This is a genomic window from Type-A symbiont of Plautia stali, assembly GCF_059731155.1.
In genome coordinates, this window is record NZ_AP035891.1 from 1,252,189 (window position 1) to 1,270,655 (window position 18,467).

The 18,467-nt window shown below is 53.0% G+C and carries 13 protein-coding genes, 1 tRNA gene and 5 pseudogenes; 8 read left to right on the forward strand and 11 right to left on the reverse strand.

Going from position 1 to position 18,467, the window contains the following annotated elements; translation table 11 throughout:
• From oppC to AC6I8M_RS06775, 5 genes and pseudogenes are all read right to left on the reverse strand, one after another.
• A pseudogene (oppC, locus tag AC6I8M_RS06755) lies at positions 1 to 865 on the reverse strand (oligopeptide ABC transporter permease OppC).
• A gap of 15 nt (positions 866 to 880) precedes the next feature.
• On the reverse strand, positions 881 to 1,780 hold the full coding sequence (gene oppB, locus AC6I8M_RS06760) for an oligopeptide ABC transporter permease OppB (protein WP_010617730.1): 900 nt from the start codon (positions 1,778 to 1,780) through the stop codon (positions 881 to 883).
• Between the two features lie 81 nt (positions 1,781 to 1,861).
• Positions 1,862 to 3,502, reverse strand: a pseudogene (gene oppA / locus AC6I8M_RS06765) (oligopeptide ABC transporter substrate-binding protein OppA).
• Positions 3,503 to 3,660: 158 nt separating this feature from the next.
• Positions 3,661 to 5,290: pseudogene (locus AC6I8M_RS06770) on the reverse strand (ABC transporter substrate-binding protein).
• A 571-nt stretch (positions 5,291 to 5,861) separates the two neighbouring features.
• Positions 5,862 to 6,510: pseudogene (locus AC6I8M_RS06775) on the reverse strand (YchE family NAAT transporter).
• Between the two features lie 444 nt (positions 6,511 to 6,954).
• Between AC6I8M_RS06775 and AC6I8M_RS06780 the strand changes: the two are divergent.
• The 3 genes and pseudogenes from AC6I8M_RS06780 to AC6I8M_RS06790 form a co-directional block, all read left to right on the forward strand.
• Positions 6,955 to 7,188: a hypothetical protein gene (locus tag AC6I8M_RS06780; RefSeq protein ID WP_498013714.1), complete on the forward strand. Its 234-nt coding sequence runs from the start codon at positions 6,955 to 6,957 to the stop codon at positions 7,186 to 7,188.
• On the forward strand, positions 7,145 to 7,372 hold the full coding sequence (locus tag AC6I8M_RS06785) for a hypothetical protein (protein WP_498013715.1): 228 nt from the start codon (positions 7,145 to 7,147) through the stop codon (positions 7,370 to 7,372). Before AC6I8M_RS06780 ends, AC6I8M_RS06785 begins: the two co-directional genes overlap by 44 nt.
• Positions 7,356 to 8,503, forward strand: a pseudogene (locus AC6I8M_RS06790) (iron-containing alcohol dehydrogenase); the annotation flags it as partial. The gene AC6I8M_RS06785 and the pseudogene AC6I8M_RS06790, both read left to right, overlap by 17 nt.
• 53 nt (positions 8,504 to 8,556) lie before the next feature.
• On the opposite strand, the gene tdk reads toward AC6I8M_RS06790, so the two are convergent.
• Positions 8,557 to 9,177, reverse strand: a complete 621-nt coding sequence (gene tdk / locus AC6I8M_RS06795; protein WP_022547823.1) for a thymidine kinase — start codon at positions 9,175 to 9,177, stop codon at positions 8,557 to 8,559.
• 403 nt (positions 9,178 to 9,580) lie between these two features.
• Here tdk and hns point away from each other — a divergent pair, with 403 nt between their 5' ends.
• The gene (gene hns / locus AC6I8M_RS06800) at positions 9,581 to 9,988 is read left to right on the forward strand and encodes a histone-like nucleoid-structuring protein H-NS (RefSeq protein WP_022547822.1); all 408 of its coding nucleotides are present in this window, start codon (positions 9,581 to 9,583) and stop codon (positions 9,986 to 9,988) included.
• Positions 9,989 to 10,086: 98 nt separating this feature from the next.
• Here the strand turns inward: hns and AC6I8M_RS06805 are convergent, their stop codons facing one another.
• The 5 genes from AC6I8M_RS06805 to rssA form a co-directional block, all read right to left on the reverse strand.
• The gene (locus tag AC6I8M_RS06805) at positions 10,087 to 11,094 is read right to left on the reverse strand and encodes an NAD-dependent epimerase (protein WP_010618909.1); all 1,008 of its coding nucleotides are present in this window, start codon (positions 11,092 to 11,094) and stop codon (positions 10,087 to 10,089) included.
• A 14-nt stretch (positions 11,095 to 11,108) separates the two neighbouring features.
• Positions 11,109 to 12,449: a UDP-glucose dehydrogenase family protein gene (locus AC6I8M_RS06810; protein ID WP_010618908.1), complete on the reverse strand. Its 1,341-nt coding sequence runs from the start codon at positions 12,447 to 12,449 to the stop codon at positions 11,109 to 11,111.
• A gap of 23 nt (positions 12,450 to 12,472) precedes the next feature.
• Positions 12,473 to 13,381: a UTP--glucose-1-phosphate uridylyltransferase GalU gene (gene galU / locus AC6I8M_RS06815; protein WP_010618907.1), complete on the reverse strand. Its 909-nt coding sequence runs from the start codon at positions 13,379 to 13,381 to the stop codon at positions 12,473 to 12,475.
• Positions 13,382 to 13,573: 192 nt separating this feature from the next.
• Positions 13,574 to 14,590 (reverse strand): two-component system response regulator RssB, encoded by a 1,017-nt coding sequence (gene rssB, locus AC6I8M_RS06820; protein WP_498013716.1) that lies wholly within the window; start codon positions 14,588 to 14,590, stop codon positions 13,574 to 13,576.
• A gap of 101 nt (positions 14,591 to 14,691) precedes the next feature.
• A complete protein-coding gene (rssA, locus tag AC6I8M_RS06825) occupies positions 14,692 to 15,591 on the reverse strand; it encodes a patatin-like phospholipase RssA (RefSeq protein ID WP_010618905.1) in 900 nt (299 codons plus the stop codon).
• A gap of 96 nt (positions 15,592 to 15,687) precedes the next feature.
• Between rssA and AC6I8M_RS06830 the strand changes: the two genes are divergently transcribed.
• From AC6I8M_RS06830 to xthA, 4 genes are all read left to right on the forward strand, one after another.
• Positions 15,688 to 16,143, forward strand: a complete 456-nt coding sequence (locus AC6I8M_RS06830; protein WP_041387125.1) for a YchJ family protein — start codon at positions 15,688 to 15,690, stop codon at positions 16,141 to 16,143.
• Between the two features lie 57 nt (positions 16,144 to 16,200).
• Positions 16,201 to 17,049 carry a formyltetrahydrofolate deformylase gene (gene purU / locus AC6I8M_RS06835; RefSeq protein ID WP_010618903.1) on the forward strand — a complete coding sequence of 283 codons (849 nt, stop codon included), beginning with the start codon at positions 16,201 to 16,203 and terminating at the stop codon, positions 17,047 to 17,049.
• A 144-nt stretch (positions 17,050 to 17,193) separates the two neighbouring features.
• Positions 17,194 to 17,278: transfer RNA gene (locus AC6I8M_RS06840), tRNA-Tyr, on the forward strand.
• A gap of 360 nt (positions 17,279 to 17,638) precedes the next feature.
• Positions 17,639 to 18,445: an exodeoxyribonuclease III gene (gene xthA, locus AC6I8M_RS06845; RefSeq protein WP_010618766.1), complete on the forward strand. Its 807-nt coding sequence runs from the start codon at positions 17,639 to 17,641 to the stop codon at positions 18,443 to 18,445.
• The last annotated feature ends 22 nt before the right edge of the window (positions 18,446 to 18,467 follow it).

The following is an 18,467-nucleotide window of genomic DNA, read 5'->3' on the forward strand; positions in this document are numbered from 1 at the left end:
TTAACGATCTTTCGGGTCGAGGGCGTCACGCAGGCCATCGCCGATAAAGTTGAAACAGAACAACGTCATCACCATGAAGCCCGCCGGGAACATCAGCAGCCACGGTGATACTTCCATCGAGTTGGCGCCGTCGCTCAACAGCGCGCCCCAGCTGCTCAGTGGCTCCTGGGTGCCGAGGCCGAGGAAACTCAGGAAAGATTCAAACAGGATCATGCTTGGCACCAGCAGCGAGGCATACACCACCACACCCAGAACGTTCGGTACGATGTGACGCAGCACGATATTGCCGGTAGAAACGCCGCCGACCTGCCTGCGCCGCTTCGATAAACTCTTTGCGCTTCAGTCCCAGCGTCTGGCCGCGCACGATACGCGCCATATCCAGAATGGCAACGAAGATCAGCAGGATGACGAAGAACATAAACGGGAACGAGTTGAGGATTTCCAAGATACGCATCATCACCGAGTCAATCTTGCCGCCGAGGTAGCCAGCCAGCGAACCGTACAGCGTGCCCACCAGCACCGCGATCAGCGCTGAAGCGATGCCGACCATCAGCGAGATACGGCCGCCAATCGCCACGCACACCAGCAGGTCACGTCCGGAAGAGTCGGTGCCAAACCAGTGCCCTGAGGTGGTGTCCGGCGGTGCAGACATCATCGCCCAGTCGGTATCATCATATTTGAACTGCGCCAGCATCGGGGCGAACACCACGAACAGCGCAATCACCAGCAGCACCAGCAGGCTGATGAGGGCCGCACGGTTATGAATAAAGCGGCGACGTGCGTCCTGCCACAGGCTGCGCCCTTCCACTTCCAGCTTTTCGCTGAACGCGTCCAGAGCTTCGCTATTTTTCTTACTTAACATCATGAGCGAGCTCCACCATCAGTAACGAATTTTCGGATCGATAACGGCGTACAGCACGTCAACGATCGCGTTGAACAGGATGGTCAGGCTCATCACCAGCGAGTAGTCACGGTTCAGTGCGCCGTTGACGAACAGCTGACCGATGCCCGGCAGACCGTAAATTGATTCGATTACCATCGAACCGGTGATGATGCCAACAAACGCCGGCCCCATATAGGAGAGCACCGGCAGCAGCGCCGGCTTCAGCGCGTGGCGCAGCACAATACGGCGCAAAGGCAGACCTTTCGCACGCGCGGTGCGGATGAAGTTGGAGTGCATCACTTCAATCATCGAGCCGCGGGTGATACGGGCGATACTGGCGATGTAAGCCAGTGACAGCGCCACCATCGGCAGCAGCATGTAGTTCCACTGCCCGCCATTCCAGCCACCGCCCGGCAGCCAGCGCAGGGTGATGGCAAAGATCAGTACCAGCAGCGGTGCCACCACGAAGCTGGGAATGACCACCCCGGTCATCGCCACCCCCATGACCGCATAATCCCACAAACTGTTTTGCTTCAGCGCGGCGATAACCTCCGTCGTGACGCCCAGCACCACCGCAAGGAAAAAGGCTGCCAGCCCCAGTTTGGCTGATACCGGAAACGCATGACCGACCAGGTAGTTAACCGAGTAGTCTTTATATTTGAACGACGGGCCGAAATCGCCGTGTGCCAGCTGTACCAGGTAGCTGACATACTGTTTGCCGATCGGATCGTTGAGGTGATATTTGGCCTCAATGTTGGCCATGATTTCTGGCGACAGCGTATGCTCGCCGGTAAACGGACTACCGGGTGCCAGTCGCATCATGAAGAAGGAGATGGTAATCAGAATAAACAGCGTCGGGATGGCTTCAAGGAGCCGACGCAGGATGAATTTTAACATTGCCGTACCTACCAGGCTGTTGCTTCACAAAGTCAAAAAGGCGGCGCCGCAGCACCGCCACTGTCGATAGCCTGAGTGCTATTAATGCTTAATAATGTACAGGTTTTTATCCAGGGTATTATCCAGTGGATCGTTGCCGGTGTAGCCGCCAACGTACGGTTTCACCAGACGCGCGTTCACATAGTAGTAAACCGGTACGATGGTGCTGTCTTTATCCAGGATCTGCTCTGCTTTCTGATAATCCGCCAGGCGCGCTTTATCATCCGCTGCTTTGACCGCATCGTGAATCACTTTGTCGAAGTCCGCGCTCTTGTAGTGCGAGGTGTTACTGCTGCTGTCCGACAGCATGATATTCAGGAATGAAGTCGGTTCGTTGTAGTCAGCACACCATGCTGCACGGGAGACATCGAAGTTTCCCTGATGACGGGTATCCAGGAAAGTCTTCCACTCCTGGTTTTCCAGCTTGATGTTGACGCCGATGTTCTTCTTCCAGATTGACGAGGCGGCAATCGCCAGTTTTTTGTGCAGATCGGAGGTGTTGTACAGCAGGTTGAAGGTCAGCGGCTTGTCAGCGGTATAACCGGCTTCGGCCAGCAGTTTCTTCGCTTCTTCGTTACGCTTGTTCTGATCCCACTTGAACCAGTCCGGCGGCAGCAGTTCCATGCCGTCTGTCGCTGGCGGTGTGAAGCTGTAGGCCGGCTGTTGCCCCTGCGCCAGCACTTTGTTCACCATGATGTCACGATCCAGACCCAGCTTCAGCGCGGTACGCACTCGGACATCGGTAAACGGGGCTTTCTGGTTGTTGATTTCATAGTAGTAGGTGCACAAATACAGTTTCACCATCAGCTCTTTACCGTTATCGCGCTGCAGTTTCTTAAACAGCTCAATCGGCATATTGTTGTAGGTGATATCGCTGCCGTTCTGCGAGAAATAACGGTTCACATCGCTGACTTCGGAGTTGATCGGCAGGAAGGTGCCTTTATTCAGTACGGTATGTTCGTTATCCCAGTATTCCGGGTTACGCACCAGCGTCACGCGCTCGTTGATCACGTGAGATTCCAGTTTGAAGGCACCGTTGCCGACCCAGTTCTGCGGCTGCGTCTACTGGTCGCCAAACTTCTCAATGGCTGGCTTATACACCGGCGACATCACCGAGTGAATCAGCAACTTATAGAAGTACGGCACCGGCTCGCTCAGCGTCACTTCCTGCGTGTGGTCGTCCAGCGCTTTCACGCCGAGATCGGAGGTCGGTTTTTTGCCGGCAATGATGTCATCCACATTAAGGATGTGACCATACTGTGGATAGCTGGCATACGGCGATGCGGTTTTCGGATCGACCAGACGCTGCCAGCTGTAGACGAAGTCCTGCGCGGTGACCGGCTCGCCGTTTGACCATTTGGCATTTTTACGCAGATGGAAAGTCCAGACTTTGTAATCTTTGTTCTCCCAGCTTTCCGCTACGCCCGGAACCGGTTTGCCGTTGCTGTCGCTCACGATCAAACCTTCATACAGATCGCGTGCGATATTGCTTTCCGGCACGCCTTCGATTTTATGCGGATCCAGCGACTGCACTTCATCGCCATTGCCGCGCACCAGTTCCTGTTTCGCTGCCAATTCGGTACCCGCCGGTACGTTGGCCGCCAGTGCAGCATTCCCTGCCAGCGCGCCGATGGCCGCCAGTACGCCTGCGGCGATCAGGCTTTTTTTCGTGATGTTGTTCATTATTACGCTCCAGTTTTATTATCGTCACCGGGTCGGCTGACCGCCCGGCGTACCCCGTTTCCGGGAGATCTTCGCCTGTCTGCGCGAAGATCACTACCACCCTGCAGGGTTACCACGGTAACGTGACGCCCGACTGTAGCGCCGGATCGTCACATTACTCAATGTTTCTTTATGTAATAGTATTTCAGCGCCAGCATATCCTGCGGATCTTTGCCGCTGAAACCGCCCACCCACGGCTTCACCAGCCGCACGCTAACGCGGTAGTAAACCGGTATTCGGTGAATCCCGATCCAGCTGTTGTTCCGCCTGCTGATAGAGTTGCGCGCGCTGCGCGTCATCAGCGGTATTAAGCGTTTGCGCCATCAGCGCATCAAATGCGGCGCTGTGATAAAACGCGGTGTTGATGGAGGAGCCACTCAGCAGCAGATTGAGGAAGCTGGATGGCTCGTTGTAATCCGCACACCAAGGCGCACCATATCAAACTGTGCCTGATGACGGGTCTCCAGTAGCGTTTTCCACTCCTGATTTTGCAGCGTGACCTGCGCACCGAGATTCTTTTGCCACATCGAGGCAGCCGCAATCGCCTGACGCTTGTTCTGTTCTGAGGTGTTATACAGCAGGGTAAAACGCAGCGGATGCTGGGCATTAAAGCCAGCTTCCGCCAGCAGCTGCTTCGCTGCAGCGTTACGTTGCGCCTGTGTCTGCTGCGCCCACGCTGGCGTATTGAGGGAAATACCGTGAATAAAGGGCGGCGTCAGGCCGTAGGCCGAGATCTGTCCCTGCCCCATAATTTTCTGAGCGATGATGTCGCGGTCGAGCGTTAACTTCAGCGCGCTGCGTACGCGGACGTCGTCAAACAGCGCTTTTTTGTTATTGATTTCGTAATAGAAGGTGCACAGCAGCGGGCTGACTTTTACCTCATCTCCCAGCGCCTGCTGCAGTTTTTTGAACATATCGGGCGGGCACCACGCTGTTGGTCATGTCGGTGCCGCTACTGCGATAGCGGTTTATATCGCTATTCTCAGTGGTGAGCGCCAGAAACACGCCTTCGTCCAGCGTGGTATGGGCATTGTCCCAGTAGTGCGGATTACGCTTTACCACGATCTGCTCATTCACCACCCAGTCCGCTAGAGTGTAAGCGCCATTACCCACGTAGTGCTGCGGCTATGTCCAGGCATCGCCCCACTGCTCTACCGCCGGACGATACACCGGTTTCATTGAAGTATGAGCCAGCATATCAACAAAATACGGTACCGGTTCGGAGAGCGTAACCTGCAGATGATGGTCGTCCAGCGCTTTCACGCCCAGCTGGGAAGGCGCAGCTTTACCGGCCAGGATGGCATCAATGTTGCTGATGTGCGCAGCCTGCAAATAGCTGGCGTACGGCGAGGCGGTGCGCGGATCGGCCAGACGCTGCCAGCTGTAGACAAAGTCATGCGCGGTGACCGACTTACCATTGCTCGAGCGGGCGTCTTTACGCAGCGTGAACGTCCAGATGCGGTCCTGCTGATTTTGCCACTGCTGCGCCACGCAGGGCACCCGTTGACCGTTGTTGTCGGTCTCAACCAGTCCTTCCAGCAGATTGCGAATCACATTGGATTCCGGCACGCCCTCGACTTTTTGCGGATCAAGCCAGGAAACTTCGCTACCATTGTTAATAACGATGCGTTGCGTATCCGCTAATGACGTCCCGGCTGGGATCTCAGCGGCCTGACTTTGCGCCAGCGCACTGGAGAGGCAAAGCGCCAGAAACGTGCGCGCTGCCGTTTTCGCTACCATGCTTTTCATCAACCAATATCAACCTTCAACATAAACCTGATAGCAGTAAGCAAGAAGCTTACACATTTGTTGCTAGCAGATAAAAAATTTTGCGGTGAGCCGAAAATTATCAGAAGCGTTGCCCGCACGCCAAAGCTAAACCACAAAAATGTTAGCTGATTCTCTTTTATCACGTTGCCGCGCACAGGAAAAGTGTTAATTCTTGAGCAGAATTATCAATTAAGAAATTGATAAATAATAAATTACAGCCTGATTTTCACGTTAATTATTCGTTAATCAACTAACTTTATAATATTTACGAATATTGCTGCCTTTAATGCTGAAGCCCGGATATTTATTCAGATTTATAGCGCAAGCTATAGAATGATACTGCGGATGATTTGCAGAGCAGTGGGATATACTGTGACGATTATCACAGTATTTTACGGCTTAGGCTGTATGCGGGATAACACCAGTAGTAAAACTGATGAGGTTAAGCCGATATTAAGCGCGACAAATAAAATCACCATAATGGTGCAATATTTCGTTTGATTGCACTATTATGGTTCACAAAACGCTTAGCGATAAAAAATAACCGCCGTTAATTCAGTAATCCTGGAAACAGGGCTTTCATTCCGGTCACGGCAAATTCAATGCCCAGCGCCATGAGCAGCAGACCCATGATACGCGTAATTACGTTGATACCAGTTTGTCCCAATACCCGCACCATCAGCGGTGCGGCCCGGAACAATAACCAGCAGCAGAAGGCAAATATCGCAATCGCCAAGGTAGAAGCCCAGCAGATTTGGCCAACTGTGATAACGCGAGCTCCAGACAATGGTAGAGCTGATCGCGCCCGGCCCTGCCATCAGCGGCAGCGCCAGCGGCACCACGCCGATGCTTTCGCGAATCGCCGTTTCTGACTTCTCCTACTTGTTCTGTTTGTCTTCACCCAGCTTGCCGCTGATCATCGACATGGCGATGGTGACCACCAAAATGCCACCGGCGATGCGGAAAGAGTCAATCGAGATACCAAACAGATGCAGGATACCGTCGCCAAGAAACAGCAAGGTCCAGAGGATAATCGCCACCGCTAGGTTCGCGGTCAGATTGGTTTTATTGCGCTCCGCCACCGCCTGGTAGCTGGTCATGCTGATAAATACCGGAATAATTCCGACTGGGTTAACAAGCGCGAACAAACCCACAAAAAATTTAATGTAGCCAGAAAGATCGAGTAGCGCAGGGGTCACGGTGGGCTCCAGGTGATGGCGAAAAAAATCGCGCTTAATGTAGTGCAAAAGCCTGGCGAAACACCAGAGGCTAACGCAGAAATAAATGCTGCACTTAAAGCACTATCCCAGTTTATTCCGCTACTGTTAGCGCGATATTATCGGCCTGCAGCAGGTCAGATCGGCTTCTGTAGCCGTCGACGCTAACTTTACTTGCAAAAGTGAGCGCTGAAAGGTGTCAACTGATAGTTAAATTGATCTGCATCATAAATTGCCTACCCCATCAGGGGTAATCTTACCCCATCGAAACTAAACCCTGTGACATAGGTCATCCTGGCGGAAAAACCTTTTTAGTAAGCAACGGCACGGGCATCGCCATCCTTATCTATCCATAAGCGTAACGAGACTATACTTCTGGATTCAGGCTTGTTTACTAAAAAAGTTTAACTTCCTTAGGAGAGTATTATGGCCGTTACTAATGTTGCCGAGCTTAACGCACTGGTAGAACGTGTTAAAAAGGCACAGCGCGAATACGCCAATTTTAGTCAGGAACAAGTTGATACCATTTTCCGTGCGGCCGCCCTCGCCGCTGCCGATGCCCGTATCCCTCTCGCCAAAATGGCCGTTGCCGAATCCGGCATGGGTATCTTTGAAGATGAAAGTAATCAAAAACCACTTCGCCTCCGAATATATCTATAACGCTTACAAAGACGAAAAAACCTGTGGCGTGCTGGACACTGATGACACCTTTGGCACCATCACCATCGCTGAACCGATTGGCCTGATTTGTGGCATCGTGCCCACCACCAACCCGACCTCTACCGCCATCTTCAAGGCCCTGATTAGCCTGAAAACCCGTAACGGTATCCGAAGTGTTCTTTGAAGTAGAAGCAGACCCAACGCTGAGCATCGTGCGTAAAGGTGCCGAGCAGATGAACAGCTTCAAACCTGACGTAATCATCGCCTTGGGCGGGGGTTCACCGATGGATGCGGCTAAAATTATGTGGGTGATGTACGAGCATCCGGAAACTCACTTTGAAGAACTGGCGCTGCGCTTTATGGACATCCGTAAACGTATCTACAAATTCCCGAAAATGGGTGTCAAAGCCCGCATGGTGGCCATCACCACCACTTCCGGTACCGGTTCAGAAGTTACGCCGTTTGCGGTAGTGACCGACGATGCCACCGGCCAGAAATATCCGCTGGCAGACTATGCACTGACCCCGGATATGGCGATTGTCGATGCCAACCTGGTGATGGAGATGCCGCGTTCGCTTTGCGCCTTTGGGGGTCTGGATGCCGTCCCCCATGCGCTGGAAGCCTACGTATCGGTACTGGCCAACGAATATTCCGACGGTCAGGCGCTGCAGGCACTGAAGCTGCTGAAAGATAATTTACCTGCCAGCTACCGTGACGGCGCGAAAAATCCCGTGGCGCGTGAGCGTGTTCACAATGCGGCGACCATTGCCGGTATCGCTTTCGCCAACGCCTTCCTCGGCGTGTGTCACTCCATGGCGCATAAACTGGGCTCTGAGCTCCACATTCCACACGGTCTGGCCAACGCCCTGCTGATTTGTAACGTGATTCGCTACAACGCGAATGACAATCCAACCAAGCAGACCGCCTTCAGCCAGTACGACCGTCCGCAGGCACGCCGCCGCTATGCTGAGATTGCTGACCATCTCGGTCTGAGTGCTGCCGGTGACCGTACCGCGCAGAAAATTGAAAAACTGCTGGGGCATGGCTGGAAGAGATGAAAACTCAGCTGGGTATCCCAACTTCTATCCGCGAAGCGGGCGTTCAGGAAGCTGACTTCCTGGCCAAAGTCGACAAGCTGGCGGATGATGCGTTCGATGACCAGTGTACCGGCGCTAACCCACGCTATCCGCTGATTGCCAAACAAATCATGCTGGATACCTTCTATGGCCGTGAGTTCTCAGAAGCAGATAACAGTGTTGCCGCTGAGGGTGAAGCCAAAGCCGTAAAGAGTGAGAAGAAAACCAAAAAGGCCTGATTAGCCTGATACAAAAAAACCCGCTGCGGCGGGTTTTTTTATGCTGCGGCTATTCAGGCGTGAGGCAGTTGTGAACCGTAAATGGCGTTTAGCGAGCCGTCATTAATCGCCTGTTTATAGTGCTTGCGGCACACAGAGATATAGCGCTCATTACCACCGATCACCACCTGCTCCCCTTCGCTGAACGGTTTACCCTTAGCATCCAGCCGTAACACCATGCTGGCTTTGCGTCCACAGTGACACACGGTTTTCAATTCCACCAGCTTATCGGCCCAGGCCAGTAAATACTGACTGCCGATAAATAACTCACCGCGAAAGTCGGTACGCAGACCATAACACAGCACCGGAATATCCAGATTATCTACCACGTCCGACAGGGCTTTCACCTGCTCACGCGTCAGGAACTGGCTCTCATCCACCAGTACACAGTGAACCGTTTGCTTCGCGTGTTGTTCCGCTATTTCACTTTCCAGGTTGGTCTGCGCGTTATATAAAAAAGCCGGAGACGAAAGACCAATACGCGAGCTGACTTTTCCGGCGCCGAAGCGGTCGTCAATTTCCGCGGTATACACCAGCGTACGCATGCCGCGCTCATGGTAATTGTAGGAAGACGGCAGCAGTGCGGTGGATTTTCCCGCGTTCATCGCTGAGTAATAAAAATAGAGTTGCGCCATAAAATGTCTTTTGTCACTGCCCGAAACTGTTGCGCGTGAGTCTATCAAAAGCTGCTGCACTGTTGCGATGCATTATTTTTATCAACTGCTCAAATTAACGCCATCATCATAGATCAGCGGCATCGTTATCAACATTTCGCACGTTATGTCAAAGCCGTCATCATGCAGCAATTTTATTCATTATAAATAGCGCTGATGCCCGGGCGAAAGGCGCGCAGCGGTATTTATCCCTGCAAAACCTGTGCTATCAAATCTATAAAAAGAATAATAAATAGCGCCTTAAAAAGCTTAACAACATTAACTTTACGTTTTGCTTTTTAATCTGGCTATTGCAGTTATTTTTCGCCGCCACAATTATGAGGCGGCAGAACAACTCCATTTATTATATTTTGAGATTAGGACAATGAGCGAAGCACTTAAAATTCTTAATAATATCCGTACATTGCGCGCGCAGGCTCGGGAATGCTCTCTGGAAACACTGGAAGAGATGCTGGAAAAACTTGAGGTTGTGGTGAATGAACGTCGTGAAGAAGAATCTCTTGCCCAGGCGGAAAATGCCGAGCGCAGCCGTAAGCTGGAACAATATCGTGAAATGCTGATGGCAGACGGTATTGATCCAAACGAACTGCTGCAGGCATTAGCGGAGACCAAAGCGCCAGGCAAAGCCAAACGTGCGGCACGCCCGGCGAAATATGGTTACGTCGACGAAAACGGCGAGAACCGTACTTGGACCGGTCAGGGACGTACGCCAGTCGTGATTAAAAAAGCGATTGAAGAACAAGGTAAGCAACTGGACGATTTCCTACTGTAAGGAACCAGTGCTTCGCAGCATGCCAGCCCTGGCGCTGTGCTCTGTTTTACACAGGGTAAGAAAAAAGGAAGCCGCCGGCTTCCTTTTTTTATCGCGACTTATTGCTGATAGAAGTCGCGGTACCAGTCAACAAAACGCTGCACACCCTTTTCTACGCTGGTCTGCGGGCAGAAATTTATCGCGTCATACAGCGGTTGCGTGTCGGCACTGGTGCCTAATACATCGCCGGGCTGCATCGGCAGCATATTTTTCTTCGCCTCAATCCCCAGCGCTTTTTCCAGCGATTCGATGTAAGTCATCAGGCTGGTAGGCTGACTATTTCCAATATTGTACACACGATACGGCGCCGAACTGGTAGCAGGCGAGCCGTTTTCCACCGTCCAGTTTTCATCTGTCTGCGGAATCACGTCCTGCAAACGCACAATCGCTTGGGCAATATCATCAATATAGGTAAAGTCACGCGTCATCTGACCGCGGTTATACACATCAATTGCGTCACCGGCTAGCATCGCGCGGGTGAACTTAAACAGCGCCATGTCCGGACGGCCCCACGGACCATAAACGGTAAAGAAGCGCAATCCGGTGGTGGGTAATTGGTAAAGATGTGAATAGGTATGCGACATTAATTCGTTGGCTTTTTTCGTCGCAGCATAAAGTGATACCGGATGATCAACCGAATCATCCGTGGAGAACGGCATTTTACGGTTCAGGCCATAAACCGAACTCGATGAAGCATACAGCAGGTGTCCAATCTTATGATGACGGCAACCTTCCAGAATATTTAAGTGACCAATCAGGTTGACATCAGCGTAGGCGTGCGGATTCTCGATGGAATAGCGAACACCCGCCTGTGCACCTAAATGGATCACACGCGCAAAAGCATGCTGTTCAAACAGGGAAGAAATGGCCTGGCGATCTGCCTGGTCCATTTTAAGAAAAGTAAACGCGGGATGTGCGGTAATCTGGTCGAGGCGCGCCTGTTTCAGGCTAACATCGTAGTAATCATTCAGGTTATCGATACCAACAACCTGGTGACCGGCAGCCAGCAAACGCTGACTAACGTGAAAACCAATAAACCCTGCCGCGCCGGTGACCAGAAAATTCATACGTCCCTCATTTATTACACAATTTGAATAGACGCTCCGCGGCCGATTGCATAATAAACGAAACCGCGTTTGCTGATACGCTCCGGATCATACAGGTTACGACCATCAAAAATCACGGGTTGTTTTAACGAGGATTTAATCACGTCGAAATCCGGAGCACGGAAGTTCTGCCACTCGGTGCAGATCACCAGACCATCGGCGCCCTGCAGCGCAGCTTCTTTAGTGCCGCACAGCTTCAGATCGTCACGATGACCGTAGATGCGCTGGGCTTCTTCCATCGCTTCCGGATCAAAAGCCTGCACCGTTGCGCCCGCCTGCCACAGTGCTTCCATCAGGACGCGGCTTGAGGCTTCACGCATGTCGTCGGTGTTCGGTTTAAACGCCAGACCCCACAGCGCAAACGTCTTGCCACGCAGATCGTCACCAAAGTGACGTTTAATAAACGTCGGCAGCTTGTTCTTCTGCGAATCGTTGACGTCTTCTACCGCCTGCAGCAGGCGCGGGGTGTAGCCGATTGACTCTGCAGTGCGAATCAGCGCCTGCACGTCTTTCGGGAAGCAGGAACCGCCATAACCACAGCCCGGATAAATAAAGTGATAACCGATGCGTGAATCAGAACCGATGCCCTGACGTACTTTTTCCACGTCAGCACCCAGGCGTTCCGCAAGGTTGGATATCTCGTTCATGAAGCTGATTTTCGTCGCCAGCATGCAGTTAGCTGCATATTTGGTCAGCTCTGCACTGCGGATATCCATCAGAATCATACGATCGTGATTACGGTTAAACGGCTCGTACAGTTCACGCAGCAGTTCGACCACTTCATCATTGTCAGTGCCCACCACGATACGTTCCGGACGCATGCAATCGTTAACTGCGGCGCCCTCTTTCAGGAACTCCGGGTTAGAGACCAAATCGAACGCAATATTCGCATCACGCTGCTTCAGCGTTTCGCTCATCACTGCGCGCACGCGGTCAGCGGTGCCCACCGGTACAGTAGATTTGTCGATGACGACTTTGTGATCGTTCATGTGCTGCGCAATAGTACGCGCAACCGCAGTCACATATTTCAGGTCGGCAGAGCCATCCTCATCCGGCGGCGTGCCCACAGCAATAAACTGCATTACGCCATGGTTTACGCCCTCTTCTGCATTGGTGCTGAATTTCAGACGCCCCGCTTCATAGTTCGACATAACCAGCGGCGTCAGGCCCGGTTCAAAAATTGGGATGATGCCCTTTTTCAGGCTTTCAACTTTCTTTTCGTCGACATCAATACAGAGAACGTCATGTCCGACTTCGGCCAACACCGCAGCCTGAACCAGACCGACATAGCCGATACCAAATACAGTGACTTTCATTGAATTATCCTGTGCTTAATGAATTACTTTTTGTTGCCTGCAACGCCGTCGAGCCACTGAGCGAAATCCTTGCCCAGCACCGGATGACGCACGCCATACTCAACAAAAGCTTGCATATAACCCAGTTTGTTACCGCAGTCATGGCTCAAGCCGGTCAGGTGGTAAGCTTCTACGGTCTCTTTTTCCATCAGCATGGCGATGGAGTCGGTCAGCTGCACTTCGCCGCCGGCACCCGGAAGGGTTTTCGCCAGCAGGGGCCAGATGTCTGCAGACAGCACGTAACGACCCACTACCGCCAAGTTGGATGGCGCTTCCGAGGCTTTTGGCTTCTCAACCACGCCCACTATCGGTGCGCTCTGGCCCGGTGCCAGCTCCGCGCCCTGGCAGTCAACCACGCCGTAAGCGGTAACATCTGCAACTGACTCAACCATGATCTGGCTGCGACCGCTCTCTTCGAAGCGCGTCAGCATTTCTGCCAAGTTATCTTTGGTTGTGTTAGATTCGTACTCATCAATGATCACGTCTGGCAGAATCACCGCGACTGGCTCATCACCGACCAGCGGATGAGCACACATCACTGCATGACCGAGGCCCTTGGCGATACCCTGACGTACCTGCATGATGGTGACGTGTGGCGGGCAGATTGCCTGGATTTCATCCAGCAGCTGACGCTTCACGCGTTTTTCCAGCATCGCTTCCAGTTCGAAACTGGTATCAAAATGGTTTTCGATGGAGTTTTTAGAGGAGTGCGTAACCAGCACGATCTCATTAATACCCGCAGCAATACACTCGTTTACGACATACTGGATCAACGGCTTATCGACCAGCGGTAACATCTCTTTTGGAATAGCTTTAGTGGCAGGCAGCATACGCGAACCCAGACCTGCAACCGGGATTACCGCTTTTTTTACTTTAGACTTATAGGCAGACATCAAATACCTCTCTTAATAGGCCGTTTAAGTTAATACTTGATATGTCGGTTTAAAAACGAAATAAGTATATCAGTTAGTGTCAGACGGATTTATCCTGGATGGAGTTAATCCGCGGAATTTAAGACTATTACCCAAGTGTAAAGCTAAGCTTTGGCCCTGTCTTTAACCCGCGGAAAATATAAATCTGAGTGGCTATTCTTCGGACGATAACATCAGACGAAGCCGGCCGCCGGCTCCCCAGACGTGACATTGCCAGGCATCGGCGCGCTGGCTGATTTGATTAAGATGGGTGCTGCCCATAGTGCCAAGCGGCACGCCGTTACTGAGCTGGATTTGCTGAGTATTTATGTGCAGCGTGGCATTCAGACCGGCTGAAACCAGAATCAGATTTTTCAACTGACGATGATAGTAGCCCACCAGCAGCGGGAACTGCCCGTTCAGGTTGGCCTGGCGCAACAGCATATTCACCTGGCGCAGCAGACCATTGAGTTCCGGCAGACGCTGCTTTTGCCCGGACAGTTGCTCATGCAATAAACCGTTAAACAGTGCTCTGAGCAATAATGCAGCCAGCACGCCGTTGTCGCCGGCACGCGTCACGTCAAGGCAATAAAACGCCAGATCTTTATCCGACAGCGCGGCGATATCCAGCACCAGGCCCGGCTGTTCCGCCATGGTGAGTTGACGGTAGTTTATGCGGCAGCTGGCGATGGTTTGCTGTACTGGCGGTTGCAGCTGTTTGAGCAGCTTGGCGGCAGCGAGCGGATCGCGTACCAGGGCATCCCAGTCCTGAAAGAGCTGTTCATCTTCCTCCACTTTCGAGGTGAACATCGAAGGATAGAGGCACTCAAACACCGCTTCACGGAAACGTTCCAGGTTTTTTAGCGGCTTGAGCAGCACGTCCTGCACGCCAAGGCGCAGCACGTGGGCAATCTCGGCCATGTTCTGCGTGGCGGAGATGATCAGGATTGGCACGCTATTACCGCGTGTACGAATACGCTCGACAAACTCAATACCGCCCATGCGCGGCATTTCCAGCTCGCAGATGACCAGGTCCACCGACTGCGCGGCGAGTAAATTCAGGCCGTCGAGTCCGTCGCCCGCTTCGAACGTGCTGGCACCGAGGCCAGTTAACAATGTGTCCAGCAATGAACGGAAAACGACCTCATCTTCGACAATGAGTATCTTTTTGCCGATTAGCGGTTTTTCCATTCTCTCCCCCTGCGTACCAGATATTTCAATAGTGGTTCATAAAACGCCGTTGCGCCTTTCAGAATTGGCTGAAGTCACAACCCCCGTGAATGAACAACTGATTATCTGCTACGGACCAGCGGTAATAGTTCATCCATTTTTTTCTCCACGGCGGCCTTGCCTGCCGCAATTGCCTCTTCAGCCCGATGAAAGTCCAGCGTTGAAATCTGTGGACAAAAAGGCTGAATCAGCACATCCGGCGGATCGCCTGCCATACGATTACGTTTCAGGCGATTTTCCAATACCTGGATTGACGTTGACATAATTTCCATCGCGCCTGGAGACTGGCTGGCGCGCCGATGGGTCAACCCCATCAGACGCTGGCGCAGTTTTTTGCCCCAGCTCAGTGCTTCTGCCGCCTCTTCACCGCTCTGCGGCGTGACCGACAGCAGATCCTGCTGCATCAGGTGCGCATCATGTTGCAGGTCAACAGCAATCACAATGTCAGCGCCCAGCGCGCGGGTCAGCGAAATCGGCACCGGATTGACCACCGCACCATCCACCAGCCAATAACCATTGTAGCCAACCGGAGGCAATAAGCCTGGCATACTACACGATGCACGCACCGCCTGGTGCAAATCACCTTCGGTCAGCCACAGCTCGCGTCCGGTGCAGAGGTTCGTTGCCACCACGCCAAAGCGCTTATCCGCGTCTTCGATGAGCTCGTTAGGGATCAACTGACGGATATGGCTAAACACCCGGTCGCCGCGCAGCAGGCCGCCACGCTGCCATGAGAGATCCATCAGACGGATAACATCCCAGTAGCGAAATGCGCTGACCCACTTCTCCATCAACGCCAGCCGGCCGTTGACGTAGGCAGAGCCCACCAGCGCGCCGACGGAACAGCCTGCGACGACATCCACCTCAATACCGGTGCGCTCCAGCGCGTTAATGACACCGATATGCGCCCAGCCTTTGGCAGCGCCCGATCCCAGGGCCAGCCCAATCCTGACTTTTCTCATCTCACCTCGTGATCAACCTGATGCGTAGCTTCACGCTGGCCAGTCGGCTAACATAGCGCACACTTTCATTAACTTTAATCACTCTCAGGAGATGATGTGTCCGAAAAGTGCCCCTGCTGCAGCGGAGAGCAGTATAGCCTATGTTGTCAGCCCTTTCTGAACGGGCAACAAACGCCACAGCGTGCTGAACAGTTAATGCGCTCGCGTTACAGCGCTTACGTTATGCAAAACGCCGACTGGCTGGTAGAAACTTGGCATCCCAGCCAGCGCGTGGCCGGACTAGAGACGCTATTATCCGAAAGTTTCACCACCACAGAATGGCTTGGCCTGAATGTAACCCGTTGTAATCACGGAAGCCATGAGAATGAAGCCTTCGTCACTTTTTTTGCGCGTTATCTCGAAAAAGGCCGTACCTGCAGCCTGTATGAATGTTCACGCTTTCTTCGCGAGGATCAACGCTGGTACTATGTCGACGGAACAACGCCGGAGTTAGGGCGTAACGATCGCTGTCCTTGTGGCTCCGATAAAAAATACAAAAAATGTTGTGGCTAATCTGGACAGATGCCCAACAGCTTCACTATTCATCGCTTTGACAGGACTCTGATCGAGATGCAAGCGCAAACCATGCAACGAAAAGTTTTACGGACCATTTGCCCCGATCCAAAGGATCTGATCGCCAAGATCACCAACATTTGCTACAAGCACGAACTGAACATTGTGCAGAACAATGAGTTCGTCGATCACCGTACCGGGCGCTTTTTCATGCGCACAGAGCTGGAAGGCATTTTCAACGACAACACGCTGCTGGCTGATCTCGACAGCGCGCTGCCGGCCGGTTCGGTACGTGAGCTGCACAGCGCCGGACGTCGCCGCGTGGTGATTCTGGTCACCAAAGAGGCACATTGCTTGGGCGATCTGCTGATGAAGAGCGCTTTTGGTGGTCTGGACATGGAAATCGCCGCCGTCATTGGCAACCATGAAACGCTGCGTTCCCTGGTCGAGCGTTTTGACATCCCGTTCGTGCTGGTCAGCCATGAAGGCCTGACGCGCGAAGAGCACGATAACCGCATGGCAGATGAGATCGATCGCTATCAGCCGGATTACGTGGTGCTGGCGAAATACATGCGCGTGCTGACGCCGGCGTTTGTGCAGCGTTATCCCAACCAGATCATCAATATTCACCACTCGTTCCTGCCAGCCTTCATTGGCGCCCGTCCTTATCATCAGGCCTATGAGCACGGCGTGAAGATCATCGGTGCTACAGCGCACTACATGAACGACAACCTGGATGAAGGCCCTATCATCATGCAGGACGTGATTAACGTCGATCACAGCTATACCGCTGAAGAGATGATGCGTGCCGGACGCGACGTGGAAAAGAATGTACTGAGCCGCGCGCTGTACAAAGTGCTGGGCCAGCGCGTGTTTGTTTACGGTAACCGCACGATCATTCTTTAACCACTGCGGCGCTAATTTGCGCAACTCTTCAGCGTCACGCGTAAAAAGTGGGCAAACGATTGAGTTTTTTACTGCGGGCGCTTTACAGACTGAACGCATTTGGTATGATGCGCCCCGCTTTCAGGCATAAAGATTCAGGCCAGTGGCGGGATTCCCGAGCGGCCAAAGGGAGCAGACTGTAAATCTGCCGTCATCGACTTCGAAGGTTCGAATCCTTCTCCCGCCACCATCTCATGCTGCACTTTTCTCCTAGTTGACATCTGAATTCAGGCAATGCCTGGTCGCCATCAATGGCGCCCTGTAGTGATACGGACTCAAGTGTTACCCATGTGACCGGTTTCTACCCACATCGTCCCTGTTGTCGCCCGGATTGTAGGGTGCGCATTAATGCGCACCTGGATATTCACATCAACGCCTCCAGGCTGAGCGGCATCGCCCTCCTCACCCAGCTATCCTGCGTCCCCCACCACAAATAACCCGCGCGCTGCCTCTTGCTCTTATCGTCACGCTCTTACGACGCAAGCCATGACTTTTGCCGCAAACCTGGTTACCATCGCCGCAACCATTTGCGACGAAAAATGGCAGTGAAATGAAATTTATCTCTTTTAACATCAACGGTTTGCGCTCACGTCCTCATCAGCTGGCGGCGCTGGTTGAACAGCATCAACCGGATGTCATCGGCCTGCAGGAAACCAAAGTGCACGATGATATGTTCCCGCTGGAAGAGGTCAGCAAGCTGGGTTACAACATGTTCTATCACGGCCAGAAAGGCCATTACGGCGTGGCGCTGCTGACCAAGACGCAGCCGGTGGCAGTTCGACGCGGTTTTCCCGATGACGGCGAAGATTCCCAGCGACGTCTGATCATGGCAGAAATTCCCAGCCCGATTGGCGATATAACCGTCATCAACGGTTACTTCCCGCAGGGGGAAAGCCGTGACCATCCCATCAAGTTCCCGGCCAAAGAGAAGTTTTATCGCGACCTGCAAAGCTATCTCGAGCAGCAACTGGCGGCCGACAAGCCGGTGCTGATCATGGGAGATATGAACATCAGCAGTACCGATCTGGACATTGGTATTGGTGAAGAGAACCGTAAGCGCTGGCTGCGCACCGGCAAATGCTCTTTCCTGCCGGAAGAGCGCGAGTGGATGGACCGTTTGCTGCAGTGGGGACTGGTCGATACGTGGCGTGAGAAAAACCCGGAAACCGCAGATCGCTTCTCGTGGTTCGACTATCGCTCCAAAGGATTTGATGACAACCGCGGTCTGCGCATCGATCTGCTGCTGGCCAGCCCACCGCTGGCGTCGCGCTGCATCGATAGCGGCATCGACTACGCTATTCGCAGCATGGACAAACCGTCCGATCACGCGCCGGTGTGGTCCAGTTTCAAGCTGTAACTGAACAGCATGGCGCCTGCGC

What these genes read in the sequence shown, in the direction of transcription:
- oppB (WP_010617730.1), bottom strand. Translation starts at nt 1,780, where the DNA reads ATGTTAAAATTCATCCTGCGTCGGCTCCTTGAAGCCATCCCGACGCTG.
- AC6I8M_RS06780 (WP_498013714.1), top strand. Translation starts at nt 6,955, where the DNA reads ATGGCCGTTACTAATGTTGCCGAGCTTAACGCACTGGTAGAACGTGTT.
- AC6I8M_RS06785 (WP_498013715.1), top strand. Translation starts at nt 7,145, where the DNA reads ATGAAAGTAATCAAAAACCACTTCGCCTCCGAATATATCTATAACGCT.
- tdk (WP_022547823.1), bottom strand. Translation starts at nt 9,177, where the DNA reads ATGGCGCAACTCTATTTTTATTACTCAGCGATGAACGCGGGAAAATCC.
- hns (WP_022547822.1), top strand. Translation starts at nt 9,581, where the DNA reads ATGAGCGAAGCACTTAAAATTCTTAATAATATCCGTACATTGCGCGCG.
- AC6I8M_RS06805 (WP_010618909.1), bottom strand. Translation starts at nt 11,094, where the DNA reads ATGAATTTTCTGGTCACCGGCGCGGCAGGGTTTATTGGTTTTCACGTT.
- AC6I8M_RS06810 (WP_010618908.1), bottom strand. Translation starts at nt 12,449, where the DNA reads ATGAAAGTCACTGTATTTGGTATCGGCTATGTCGGTCTGGTTCAGGCT.
- galU (WP_010618907.1), bottom strand. Translation starts at nt 13,381, where the DNA reads ATGTCTGCCTATAAGTCTAAAGTAAAAAAAGCGGTAATCCCGGTTGCA.
- rssB (WP_498013716.1), bottom strand. Translation starts at nt 14,590, where the DNA reads ATGGAAAAACCGCTAATCGGCAAAAAGATACTCATTGTCGAAGATGAG.
- rssA (WP_010618905.1), bottom strand. Translation starts at nt 15,591, where the DNA reads ATGAGAAAAGTCAGGATTGGGCTGGCCCTGGGATCGGGCGCTGCCAAA.
- purU (WP_010618903.1), top strand. Translation starts at nt 16,201, where the DNA reads ATGCAAGCGCAAACCATGCAACGAAAAGTTTTACGGACCATTTGCCCC.
- xthA (WP_010618766.1), top strand. Translation starts at nt 17,639, where the DNA reads ATGAAATTTATCTCTTTTAACATCAACGGTTTGCGCTCACGTCCTCAT.